This is a genomic window from Neisseria mucosa, from assembly GCA_003028315.1.
Lineage (GTDB): Bacteria > Pseudomonadota > Gammaproteobacteria > Burkholderiales > Neisseriaceae > Neisseria > Neisseria mucosa.
Window position 1 is genome coordinate 2,596,311 of record CP028150.1, and the last position, 12,182, is coordinate 2,608,492.

The 12,182-nt window shown below is 44.3% G+C and carries 11 protein-coding genes, 1 tRNA gene and 3 pseudogenes; 11 read left to right on the forward strand and 4 right to left on the reverse strand.

Annotated features, from left to right (window positions below):
• Positions 1 to 14: 14 nt before the first annotated feature.
• Positions 15 to 416, forward strand: a pseudogene (locus NM96_13135) (IS5/IS1182 family transposase).
• Here NM96_13135 and NM96_13140 read toward each other — a convergent pair.
• Positions 328 to 519, reverse strand: a pseudogene (locus tag NM96_13140) (IS110 family transposase). The pseudogenes NM96_13135 and NM96_13140 sit on opposite strands and share 89 nt — an antisense overlap.
• Positions 520 to 905: 386 nt before the next feature.
• Here NM96_13140 and NM96_13145 point away from each other — a divergent pair.
• Positions 906 to 1,454: a shikimate kinase gene (locus tag NM96_13145; GenBank protein AVR80126.1), complete on the forward strand. Its 549-nt coding sequence runs from the start codon at positions 906 to 908 to the stop codon at positions 1,452 to 1,454.
• 195 nt (positions 1,455 to 1,649) lie between these two features.
• Positions 1,650 to 2,729, forward strand: coding sequence for a 3-dehydroquinate synthase (locus NM96_13150; GenBank protein AVR80127.1), 1,080 nt, complete (start codon positions 1,650 to 1,652; stop codon positions 2,727 to 2,729).
• Between the two features lie 77 nt (positions 2,730 to 2,806).
• Here NM96_13150 and NM96_13155 read toward each other — a convergent pair.
• Positions 2,807 to 3,599 (reverse strand): IS5/IS1182 family transposase gene (locus NM96_13155; GenBank protein AVR80355.1). Its coding sequence is split into 2 segments (ribosomal slippage): positions 2,807 to 3,335 and positions 3,334 to 3,599, totalling 795 coding nucleotides; the frame shifts between segments, so codons are not numbered across the junction.
• Between NM96_13155 and NM96_13160 the strand changes: the two are divergent.
• Positions 3,596 to 3,712: pseudogene (locus NM96_13160) on the forward strand (transposase). The gene NM96_13155 and the pseudogene NM96_13160 overlap by 4 nt on opposite strands.
• A 63-nt stretch (positions 3,713 to 3,775) precedes the next feature.
• Here NM96_13160 and NM96_13165 read toward each other — a convergent pair.
• Both NM96_13165 and NM96_13170 read right to left on the reverse strand, forming a co-directional pair.
• Positions 3,776 to 4,819, reverse strand: coding sequence for an N-acetyl-gamma-glutamyl-phosphate reductase (locus NM96_13165; GenBank protein ID AVR80128.1), 1,044 nt, complete (start codon positions 4,817 to 4,819; stop codon positions 3,776 to 3,778).
• Between the two features lie 283 nt (positions 4,820 to 5,102).
• Entirely contained in the window at positions 5,103 to 6,101 is a 999-nt protein-coding gene (locus NM96_13170; protein AVR80129.1) for a L,D-transpeptidase, read from the reverse strand.
• 97 nt (positions 6,102 to 6,198) lie between these two features.
• Between NM96_13170 and NM96_13175 the strand changes: the two genes are divergently transcribed.
• The 7 genes from NM96_13175 to NM96_13205 all read left to right on the forward strand — a co-directional run bounded on the left by NM96_13175 (position 6,199) and on the right by NM96_13205 (position 12,054).
• Complete coding sequence (locus NM96_13175; protein AVR80356.1) at positions 6,199 to 7,575, forward strand: 23S rRNA (uracil(1939)-C(5))-methyltransferase RlmD; 1,377 nt, start codon at positions 6,199 to 6,201, stop codon at positions 7,573 to 7,575.
• Positions 7,576 to 7,720: 145 nt separating this feature from the next.
• Complete coding sequence (locus NM96_13180; protein ID AVR80130.1) at positions 7,721 to 9,172, forward strand: 23S rRNA methyltransferase; 1,452 nt, start codon at positions 7,721 to 7,723, stop codon at positions 9,170 to 9,172.
• A 24-nt stretch (positions 9,173 to 9,196) separates the two neighbouring features.
• Positions 9,197 to 10,288 carry a response regulator gene (locus NM96_13185; GenBank protein ID AVR80131.1) on the forward strand — a complete coding sequence of 364 codons (1,092 nt, stop codon included), beginning with the start codon at positions 9,197 to 9,199 and terminating at the stop codon, positions 10,286 to 10,288.
• A gap of 12 nt (positions 10,289 to 10,300) precedes the next feature.
• Positions 10,301 to 10,837, forward strand: a complete 537-nt coding sequence (locus NM96_13190) for a GTP-binding protein (GenBank protein ID AVR80132.1) — start codon at positions 10,301 to 10,303, stop codon at positions 10,835 to 10,837.
• A gap of 5 nt (positions 10,838 to 10,842) precedes the next feature.
• Entirely contained in the window at positions 10,843 to 11,484 is a 642-nt protein-coding gene (locus tag NM96_13195; protein ID AVR80133.1) for a peptidase M23, read from the forward strand.
• A gap of 39 nt (positions 11,485 to 11,523) precedes the next feature.
• Positions 11,524 to 11,883, forward strand: coding sequence for a hypothetical protein (locus NM96_13200; protein AVR80134.1), 360 nt, complete (start codon positions 11,524 to 11,526; stop codon positions 11,881 to 11,883).
• A gap of 95 nt (positions 11,884 to 11,978) precedes the next feature.
• A tRNA-Asn gene (locus NM96_13205) sits at positions 11,979 to 12,054 on the forward strand.
• Positions 12,055 to 12,182: the final 128 nt, after the last annotated feature.

Genomic DNA, 12,182 nt, shown 5'->3' on the forward strand with positions numbered 1-12,182 from the left:
TTTTTAATTGACTATATATCGAGAAACTGCACATCACTCCTGCCAATACCCATGAGTGCAACCATCTGTCCCCTTTGTTGGAAGGCATTGCCGAAGGTACGACCGTCTATGCCGACAAAGGCTACGACAGTAAGGAAAACCGGCAACATCTGAAAGAGCATCAGTTGTTAGACGGCATTATGCGCAAAGCCTGCCGCAACCGTCCGCTGACGGAAAATCAAACAAAGCGTAACCGATATTCGTCGAAGACCCGTTATGTGGTCGAACAAGGCTTCGGTACGCTGCACCGTAAATTCCGCTACGCCCGGGCAGCCTATTTTGGTCTGCTCAAAGTGAGTGCGCAAAGCCATCTGAAGGCGATGTGTTTAAACCTGTTGAAAGCGGCCAACAGGCTAAGTGTGCCTGTTGCCGCCTAAAAGGCGGCCCGGATGCCTGATTATGGGGTATCCGGGGAGGATTAAGGGGGTATTTGGGTAAAATCAGGAGCAATTAGGGGCGGAAATAGACGAAAACCTGTGTTTGGGTTTCGGCTGTTGGGGGAAAGGCTTTTTTGCAAAGGTCTCTTTTTGTTTATTTTGGAAGGAATATGGTGAAATATCCATAAATGGTGATAGCTATATTCGATGATGTATTTCTATTCCCTGATGAGTTCAATCTAGACTTGCAGAGCGAGAGATTGGGTTTTTATACACTGAGGCTACTTTCATTCTAAATTGTTTGTGACAAATGAGTGGGGCAAAGCTGCTATTACTATAAATAGGTCGTCTGAAAACATCACGTAATCTTTAATACCATCCATGGTCTTAGGTAAGCAGGGTTAAACACGATATAATCGGTATTGTCGGAAAACTAAGTATAAATAAGTGCCAACGCATGCCTGGCAGTATTCATAAATCTTGTATCGGATGAACACCTTCATGGAAAAGCTCAATGGTAATTTAATTCTTATCGGATTGATGGGGGCAGGAAAAACAACGCTGGGAAGGCAGTTTGCTCAAATGTACGACTGCCCGTTTTATGATAGTGATTTGGAAATTTGCTCAGCATCAGGTGTTTCTATTTCCACTATTTTCGAGATGGAGGGAGAGGGAGGATTCCGACACCGTGAGACTTTGATGCTGAAAAAGCTGTCGGCATTAAACGGCATTGTGTTATCGACGGGAGGTGGCTCGGTTTTGCGTGAAGAAAACCGACGTTGCCTGCGTGAGCATGGTACGGTGGTTTATTTGCATGCATTACCTGAAGTGCTGTTAGAGCGTACACGTTATGATAGCAGCCGCCCGCTTTTAAAAACGGACGATCCTTTAAAGAAATTACGTGAATTGTATACGGTTCGAGATCCGATTTATCGTGAGACCGCGCATATCGTTATAGAGTCGGAGAGTTGTGCTAAAACCCTTCGAAAATTGGTTGAATGTTTGGATGAGCGACAATTCATTGAATATGATGATTAAAAGTGTTGTCTTTGTTGATTAGGTCGTCTGAAATGTAATAAAAATGGTTTCAGACGACCTTTAGTTATATGTTTGCAGCCCTATTGGTTTTGCTTGATAAAACGTTCTTTATCTAGTCAGTTTTCAACAGAGCGGCAAGCGTATATTATTTTGCGTTGTTCCCACATGATTTATTTTGATAAGGAGTCTTCTCCTATGCGTACTTTGACTGTTCAAACTCCGTCTCATCAATATCCTATTTTTATCGGGTATGACCTTATCGGTCAGGCTGATAGTTTACTCAAGCCTTATTTGAATAAAACGGCCGCAATCATAACCAACGAAACTGTTGCGCCTTTATATCTGAAAAGTCTTCAAATGAGTTTGGACAGAATCGGTATCAGGCATTTCAGCATTATCTTGCCGGATGGCGAAAAATATAAAAACTGGCAGACATTGAACCTTATTTTTGACGGATTGATGGAAAACAGGGCCGAACGGAAAACTACACTAATTGCATTGGGTGGCGGGGTAATCGGCGATATGGTCGGCTTTGCCGCTGCCACGTACCAACGAGGTGCGCCGTTTATCCAAATCCCGACAACTCTGTTAAGTCAAGTGGATTCATCCGTAGGTGGGAAGACGGGCATCAACCATCCGCTTGGAAAAAATATGATTGGTGCGTTTTACCAACCGCAGGCGGTCTTGGCTGATTTGGAAACATTGAAGACCTTGCCGCGCCGAGAATTATCGGCAGGTATGGCGGAAGTTATTAAATATGGTGCACTTGGCGATGTTGATTTCTTTGAGTGGTTGGAACAAAACATTGAGGATTTGATGGTGCAAAACCAAGAGAAATTGACGCAGGCGGTATATCACTGCTGCAAAATGAAAGCCGACATTGTTGCCAAAGATGAAACCGAACAAGGTATCCGCGCGTGGCTTAATCTCGGCCATACTTTCGGACACGCCATCGAGGCGGAAATGGGTTACGGAGTATGGTTGCATGGTGAGGCAGTAGCAGCGGGTTGTGTGCTGGCAGGTAGATTATCCGAAGAATTTGGTAAAATTTCCGATGCGGATACACGTCGAATCGCTTTTTTAATGGATGCTGCAGGATTGCCGTCATTTCCGCCTAAATTTCCGTTTGAAAAATGGATCAGCCATATGAGCCATGACAAAAAGGTCAGTAGCGGCGTGATGCGTTTTATCGGGCTGAACCGTTTGGGGGAAGCCAATATTACTGAAGTTAGCGATATTGATATTTTAAAGCGGACTTTGCAGCCGTATTTGTAATGTGCATTCCAGTAAATATGCCGTGCATATTCATTGTCGCATGGGTCAAAAATAGAAAAGGTCGTCTGAGAGCGTGTTCATAGTCTTCGTAGCAGGACTCCCAAGAAAGCCAAAGCTACCATTTGCAGACTGGTACTCAACTTACGCTCGCAGTTTTTCCAAAGCCGCCTGTTCTTTTCCAACCAGGAAAAGCTGCGCTCTACTACCCATCGCTTCGGCAATACTGCAAAACGGTGCAATTCGTTTCGTTTGGCAATCTCTACCTCCGCACCAATCAACTCCTGTACCGACGAAGCAAATGCCTTACCCGTGTAACCACCGTCAGCAAGGATTTTTTGTATCGCACCAAGGTTATCCCGCCCACGTTCCAATGCCACCAGGCAGCCTTTTCTATCCGTAACATCCGCCGTCGTTACCGCAAGGGCATGCGGCAAACCTTGCGTGTCAACCGCTATATATCGCTTGATACCGCTAACCTTCTTGTCCGCATCGTAGCCTTTTTCCATGGCGGTATCCGTGTTCTTCACACTCTGCGCATCAATAATCAGGAAAGTAGTTGCTTCATGGCGCCCCTGCTTGCGGCGCTCCGCAACTACCTGATTTTTTTAATGCTTCCTCAAGGATGCTGATGCCACTCTCGCGTGGTTCGGTCCATCTCTGGAAGTGGGAATGCACGGTGCGCCATTTGGGGAAGTCGCCCGGCAAAGCGCGCCAGGAGCAGCCAGTGCGTTGCAGGTAGAGAATGGCACAAAAGACATCGTACAAGTCCACCTGGCGTGGCGCTGTGCGTTTACGGGCACTTTCCAGCAGGGGAAGGAGAGGCGCAAATTGCTCGCGACTGATATCGCTTGGGTAGGTTTTTCTGTTCATGCCGATATAGTGGATTAAATTTAAATCAGGACAAGGCGACGAAGCCGCAGACATTACAAATAGTACGGCAAGGCGAGGCAACGCCGTACTGGTTTAAAGTTAATCCACTATAGTTTACAGCAGAGGCTGAGACAATGGACACGTTCTGAAAAGTTATCAGACGACCTTTTATATGATTAAGGTAGGAGTGGAGTTTGTATCAAACCGAGTTTTTCATCAAAGCCAAACATGATATTCATATTCTGAACAGCTTGTCCTGCCGCCCCTTTAACTAAGTTGTCGATGACGGACAGAGCGATCCATACATTGTCAGATGAAGATTTTTGGATGCTGATACGGCAAAGGTTCGCACCGCGCACGCTGCGGGTTTCTGGTGTTGAGCCGGCCGGCATGATGTCCACAAAAGGGCTGTCCCGATAAAATTCGCGTAAAACAGCTTCCGGATTGCAACCGTCCTCAAGATGAAGGTATAAAGTGGCGTGCATACCTCGGATCATGGGTGTCAGATGGGGAACGAAGATGAAATGTTCGGCAATTCCTGGTTGCAATGTGGCGATGGTTTGCCGAATTTCGGGCTGGTGTCGGTGTCCCGTAATGCCGTAGGCTTTAAAATTATCTCCGGCTTCGCAAAGCAGTGAGCCGGTATTGGCTTTCCGACCTGCGCCGGATACGCCTGATTTACAGTCCGCAATCAGCGGCATATGTGGTTTCAGACGACCTTCTTTCAGCAGAGGGAGTAAAGGCAGTGAAACGCAGGTCGGATAACAACCGGGGTTGGCAACGATTTGTGCAGATGCGATGGCATCTCGGTTTAATTCACTTAATCCGTACACCGCTTGAGGAACAATATCCGGGCTGGCGTGCTTCATTTTGTACCAATGTTCCCATGTGGAAATATCCTGTATACGAAAGTCAGCGGATAAGTCGACGATGCGGATACCTTTTTCCAAAAGACGAGGAGCATCGTTCATGGCGATTCCATTTGGGGTGGCGAAAAAGACAATATCGCATTTTTCCAAACCGGCGTGTTCGGGTGTTTGAAAGGTCAGATCGTAGATTCCCCTCAGACTGGGAAAGTAATCGGAAACTGCTTTACCTGACTCGCTGCGGCTGGTTACCGTTGTAATTTCAATATTCGGATGACTGCTGAGAAGCCGCAAAAGCTCTACGCCGGTGTAGCCTGTTGCACCGACAACGCCGACTTTGATTTTCGAATTCATAGATTTCTCCAAGAGTAATTTTTAGATGTGGGCAGATTTGCCGGTATCGACTTCGTTCGAATACTGTTGTCCATTATAGAGGAACGGTGATGTATAGTGGAAACAGCCACTATGAGTAATACGAAACGGTACTGACATATATAAAAGAAAAGTCGTCTGAAAACATGGAAGACAAGTTTTCAGACGACCTTTAAAGGGAAACCACCTAATGGTTATTCCTGTTCATACAGAATAAATGGTGAGGAACCTATTTTATTTTAAACAGTTATAGAGCAATCTCTACTCAAAACAGCAATGAAGTAGGATCTCCGTCTGCCGGCAGATCATATTTTGGATAGGAAGGTGTAGAAGCTGCCGGTGGAGAGGTGTATTCGGCAGCTTTGGGTTTTCTCGGTGAGTATGCCGAAGCTGCTTTCGGAGTCGGAGTATCTTCCGCATCTATTTCGATTTCAGAACCGGCGGGCAATACTTCATCTTTCACAGGGGTGGGTTTCGGCATGACTTTCGGTTTGCTGAAGGTACTGGAGCCGCTCATCCATGCCAAGGATTTCAGCGGGGTTTTCAATTTGACGCCTTTAGCACAGGTCAAACAGTTTGCCGCCCCGGTACGCGCCTTCAAAATTGCATCGATACGGGCGGCATTAATCGTTTTGCTGTGCGCCTTAGCCCAAGCGGCAATACTTTTTTTCAGGGCATCGGTATCGAGGTTCTTTTTATTGTAAGGATCGCGATATGCAGCCAGCCAAAGATTTTTATTGGCATCTTCGTTGAGGCTGGCAAGTTGGTAAATGACGGAAGCAGGGGCGCCGGTTGCGATGGTTTTTGCAAACTCAAGCGCATCCGGAGATTTCATTCGCACGCAACCGTGGCTGCGGACACCCGGTACGCTGGCAGGCGCGTTCGTGCCGTGAATGCCCAAACTGAATTTCGGGTCGCCCAAACGGACAAAAACAGGACCCAGAGGATTATTGGGGCCGGGAGGTACGGATTTGACGCCGTCTCCGCGTTCTTTCTGAATAGATTTCGGAATGTGCCAAGTAGGATTAAAAGCTTTGGCTCCGATTTTGTGTTCCCCAAGGTTGGTTTGGGTCATGGCTTTGCCGACAGCAACAGGATAAATTTTTGTTAGTTGTCCGTCGGTATAGAGGAACAGACGCTGTTGCGGAATGTTGATGACAACATGTTGACCTTGTGAAACGGGCGAAACATCAGGAACGGGTGTGTTGGCAGTTGCGTAGGCGGTCAGAGCCGCGAGGCTTGTACTGAAGAGAATTTTTTTCATGTTTTAAAATTTAAAAAGGGGGGGAGGAAATATTTCGGGCAATCATACCTGAATCTTTTTGGTTTTGTGCGAGAATATGCGTTTTTGCAAACAAAATGTGCCCTGTCGGGCAAAATGGATTTTCTTGATGAAGATGCGGACAGATAACAGGCAATATGAGAGCGAGGCGGATATTTTTTCTTTGGATTATGAAGGAAGAGGTGTCGCGCGCGTTAATGGTAAGGCATTGTTTATTGAAGGAGCGATACCGGGTGAGCGGGTGCGGTTTGAAATCATCCGTTCGAAAAAACAATTTGATGAAGCACGGGTCATTGACATTACCCGATATTCGGAAAATCGAGTTGAGCCGAAGTGTAGGTATTTTGATACATGCGGTGGTTGTTCAATACAGCACATTGATTCGACAGCCCAGATTGCATTTAAACAACGCATTATGGAAGAGCAGTTGGAACGCATCGGCAAAATCCGACCCAAGCAGATTCTCCCAGCTATATATGGAACACCATGGCATTATCGGGAGCGTGCCAGACTGAGTATTTCAAAGGATGCAGGTGGTCGTCTGAAAATCGGTTTTAAGGCAAAAAAGAGTCATGAAGTGATTGATGTCGATTCATGTATGGTGTTGCCGGCTCATATTTCTGAGAAGTTGCCAAAAATAAAGCAAATGTTGCAAAGTTTGATAGATTTGGATTTGCTATTCATTGAGTTTTTTAATAGCGAAAAACTAACGGTTTTGAACATTTGTTCCGGAAAAAAACCGCCTAGTCAAAAATTGAGACAACTTGAAAAATGGTTTGATACGATATTCGGTCATGAGAAAAAACAGTGGCAGATTTGGCTGCAAGCCCGAAGACAGGAGGCCCAGCCATTCTATCCGAAAGATTGTCAGCCTTTGGGATATGCTTTACCTGAGTTTGAGGTTGAAATGCCGTACAAACCCGGGGATTTTACCCAGATTAATGCAGGCTTAAATGGAGTGATGGTTGGCAGGGCTTTGAAACTTCTAGATATTCAGAAAAACGAGCGTATTGCAGATTTGTTTTGCGGGCTTGGAAACTTCAGTATTCCTATGGCAAAAAGCGGGGCTGAGGTAGTTGGAATCGAAGGTGAAGGTTCGTTGGTTAAGCGAGCACGAAACAATGCTTCGGCTAACGGTTGTTCCGATAGGGTATCCTTCTTTGAAGCGGATTTGTTTGAAACAGATGAGGTTGTGGTAGCGTCATGGGGTCAATTCGACAAGATGTTGCTTGATCCCCCGAGAGGCGGTGCCTATGCTGTTGTCAAATCACTACATGCTCCGTATTTGCCGGTAAGGATAGTATATGTTTCTTGCAATCCGGCAACCTTTGCCAGAGATGCGGAAGTGCTGGTAAATAAGGGCTATAAGCTGAAATTGGCAGGGGTAATGAATATGTTTGCACAGACTTCGCATGTCGAATCTATAGGTGTCTTCGATTTGGAAAATAGTATATAGGTATTTGCAAAATGGTTTTTTATGTAATTATCGGTTGAATCATGTTATCATAATTTACTCAGAAAATAAGATGATTCGGCAATTTTGATGGTTGCTGGATATGAATATAAAATATAGTTTGTTTGCTGCTCCACAGTAACGGGAGGTGTTCTTGGATTATTCACTTTTAATCGTATTGTTGGCGCTTTTGTTGGTTGTATTGCTGTTTATCCGCTTCAAACAAAGCGGAACGACACATAAAAAAACAACTAAGGTTGCCAAATCATCAATACATCATAACAAATCAAATCAAAAAGATGAGGATGCTCTCACTCCTGATTGGATGGATCAGGTCAATCAATCCGTTTCTAATACTGAACAGCAAGATTGGGAATGGGGTGGTGGAGAGACCTCTGGCTCAACAGCATCAGTATCTGCCCAGGAAGTTGATCCTCTGACTGAATATCAGGTGTACAAACAGTTCGGTTATGAAAGCAAGGCTGCGGAGTCTTTAGCCGGGTATCTGAACGGATTAGGTGATGGAGCTCCCGAAAAGCTGGTTCATGAATTAATCGGGCTGAGTCTCCGTGTCGGTAATATCGATATGTTGGCTGATGCTTTGGAAAAACACGGATTGGTTTTGCCTGAAGAGAGCTTGGCTGAATACGTTAAGATCGGTTTAATGACTGAGCCGACGCACTTGCGCCTGCGGGTTTTGGCGGAGGAACGTTTGGGATGGAGCTTGCAGGAAATTGAGCGCAGAATTGGCGAACCTTCAGGAATTGAAGATTCTTCAGAATCGGATTCAACTTCTTCAGATGATGTGCAGCACACTTCTCCAACTTCTCAAGCTTCAAAACGTTCTTTAATCGTGTTGGGAAAAAAAGAATTTAATGACATCACCCCTGAGGAAATGGGTGCAGTTATTGGGTTTGTTAAGCCTGAGCATGGTGCGAAAATTTTGAAGGATAAGGTTGATTATAAAACGGCCGTACAACAATACAACCGTGCTATTCAAACCTCTTCTAAACCTGCCAGCTTAATTATTGATGCTTTGAAATTGGACTACCAAAATGAAGAAATTGGTCAGTTTGCGCAACATTTGTGGAAGCTTTATCACTCACTCGGCCAATATGGCCGCCAAGTGAAAGAACGTATGCTCGGCTGGGGATATAGTCTAGGCTATCATGAGGTTTTTGATGATTTGGAAAAGGGACCAAATGAGAACCGCGTAAAAGAAATCGGTTTGGCCAGAGGTTATTTGCAACCTACTTCTTTGCAAATGAAGGCAAAATACCGAGATTTGGTACAAAAAGACTCGTCCGTTATCAGCATGAATTCTTCACCTGCTGATGAGGCTCTAAAAGAAGTCGAGTCGCTATTGATGTATGGTCAGTTAGATTTGGCTGTTGATACTTTGGAGCAGGCTGTACTGCAATATCCGCAAGAGTCTCAGCTATATATCATGTTGTTTGATCTTTACGAAAGAGTTGAAGACTGGGCACGTTTGGAACATTTCTTACGCATCTTGCGTGAACGCGTTGTCAGTTTGCCGGAAGAGGTTATTTTGGCTATGAGCCGTTTGCTTCAACGCGTAAATCAATATTCAAAAAAATAAAATAACATTTAGAGAGTACCATCTATGGACAATCTGTTACCTAAAATTAAAACCATACGGGTTATGCTTCGTGATATGAATGAGCAGCAGGAAGCTGTATTCCGTATGGCTTTCAAAATGCACAATACGACGAATTATCAAATTATCGGTACGGATTCTGCTGAAAAGCCGGATTTGGTTCTGGTAGATACAGATACGGCTGACGGTATTGAGACTTGGAAAACGTTAAAAACCGAATATTCCGATATTCCAGTTGCGATGTTTTGCTCACAAGAACCTTCCGTGGAAACGCCATATCTCCCTAAACCGGTCAAATTTGATACCTTGTTTCCTGTATTGAGAAGTTTGGCTCAAGGTGGCAATGTTTTTAATCCTGCTGATAGTGAGGCAGCAAAACAAAATACTCAGGGTAATGGTAGTACAGAAGGGCGAAAAGCAACAATCAAACGGTTTAATCCGAATAAAGGATTGTTGGGAGCATTGAAGTTCGCTAGTCAAGGCCATCAGGATATTGCCGTTTTACATGAGGGCAAGCCGGTATTGATAGTTTTCCCAAGTATTCAGCGTGTTTTGTTGACTGTTAATGCGCATGATTTGGAGGGGCTTTGTAAAGATGATAATCTTTCTGTGGTATGCAAAGTAGTACCTGATAATCCTCAATGGAAGGAGAAAGCCAAAGTTACCATTATGTCTTGTCTGTGGCAGATGGCGATTTGGACTGCACAAGGTCGTCTGATTTATCCGATGACCCCTCAAACTATTTTTACATTGAAACGCTGGCCCAATCTGACCAGGCTGGCTCCAGTCCCTGAATCTATGAGGTTATCTGCCTTTCTAACTAAAACATCGGTTAATCTGAATATCCTCTATAAGGTTATGCCGTTGGAGATGCCTGATATATTGAATTATCTTGCAGCTACCTCCGTAACCGGTTTCTTGGCAACGGACACTGAATACGCACACAATCAGACTAATGTTTCCGAACAAGTTGATGTAAATAGCAATGTGCCTGATAGTCAGATGGTAAAAGATGCTGAGAAGATTGCAGGACCGTCGCAAGAACAGCCACGCGGACTGCTGCAACGATTGATGCGTAAGTTATTGGGAAAACGATAAGAAGGACATGTAATGAAGGAAAATAAGATTATCTTTACCGGTCCGGTCGGAGTGGGTAAAACAACAGCTATTTCAGCTTTGTCGGATGAACCTCCTGTGCAAACGGACGCATCAGCTTCCGATATGACATTGGTGCGAAAAGGTTATACTACTGTAGCAATGGATTATGGAGTTATTCATTTGGATGAAGAGGTGAAGGTCCACCTTTATGGTACACCGGGGCAGGAACGCTTTAATTTTATGTGGGAGATTTTAAGTCAAGGTAGTATGGGTTTGGTTCTACTTTTGGATAATACCCGTACTAACCCACTAAAAGACCTGCAATTTTTCTTAGAGGCTTTCCGTGAATTATTGAAAAAAGCCCCGCTGGTTGTCGGTGTCACCAAGATGGATATTCGATCACTGCCAAGCGTTGACGTTTATCAGAAATACTTGGCTCAAAACAATTTTAATGTGCCGGTATTTGAGATTGATGCTCGAAGAGAAGATGATGTAAAACAATTGGTAAGTGCAATGTTGTTCTCAATCGACCCGGGTTTAGAGGTATAAAATAAATGGAATCGACTCTTTCTTTACAATCAAATTTATATCCTAAAGTTACACCGGCAGGGGCATATTATGCGGTGACGAGTGATACTCCCAGTGCCAGCCGCACTTTGTTATATAGTTTGTTGAAAGCAAGCCCGACAGAGGTTATCAGCAGTGAGAAAATTTTGGCATGGGCAGATACCAGTGATATCAATACCGCTTTGAATTTGCTGTACCGCCTACAACGCCTTGAGTTTTTGTATGGTGATGAAAATGCCAGTAATGAGGATATGCATCTTACTGACGAGCAATTGCCTTCTGTATTGGAGCAACTTTCAAGCTCAGGTAAGGCATTATTGGCAGACGAGAACGGATTGTATTTTGCAAATGCGAATTTCCATCACGAGGCTGCCGAAGAGTTGGGGCTTTTGGCCAGTGAAGTGACAAAGATGGACAGCAGCCATCGCCTATTAATCCGTAATAATCTGCATATTAATAATAATGCATGGGGTATTTGCGATCCTTCAGGACAAAGTGAGTTGACTTTCTTCCCCTTATATATCGGTAATACCAAGTTGATTTTGGTTATCGGCGGTATGCCTGATTTGAACAAGGAGGCATTTGTAACCTTGGTCAAAGTTTTATACCACCGCTATGGAAGCCGTTAACACACTAGATACCGATTATTATTTTAGAATGGAATATGTATGCAACAATTATTGATTTCTGTATTGAGCGATTTGAATAATACCTCTCCTGATATTACTGCTTCAGCCGTTATTTCTACTGACGGTTTGCCTATTGCAACTATGCTGCCGTCGCATTTAAATGCAGACCGTGTTGGTGCAATGTCAGCAACATTGCTGGCATTGGGTAACCGCTCCGTCCATGAGTTGGCTTGTGGTGAGCTTGATCAGGTTATGGTGAAAGGGAAGACAGGTTATATTTTGCTGAGTCAGGCAGGAGAAAACGCTGTTTTGGCTTTGATGGCAAGAGAAAGCGGTAAGCTGGGCTTGATTTTGTTGGATGCCAAGCGTGCTGCGAAGCATATTGCTGAAATTCTATAAATTCCGGTATTTATCTGTATTTTGGGAACTTACACCATTGTATTTTTAAAATAGTGTTGACGTAAGTTACTTCTTTCTCTATAATCCAAAATCTTTCCCCGATAGCTCAGTCGGTAGAGCGACGGACTGTTAATCCGCAGGTCCCTGGTTCGAGCCCAGGTCGGGGAGCCAAATATAAAAGCCTGATTGTTTCAGGCTTTTGCCTTATTCACTAAGAGGTCGTCTGAAATATTTCAGACGACCTCTTAGCTTTTATGATGTTTTAAATACGACGCATCCTTATTTATAGAAAATTTTCC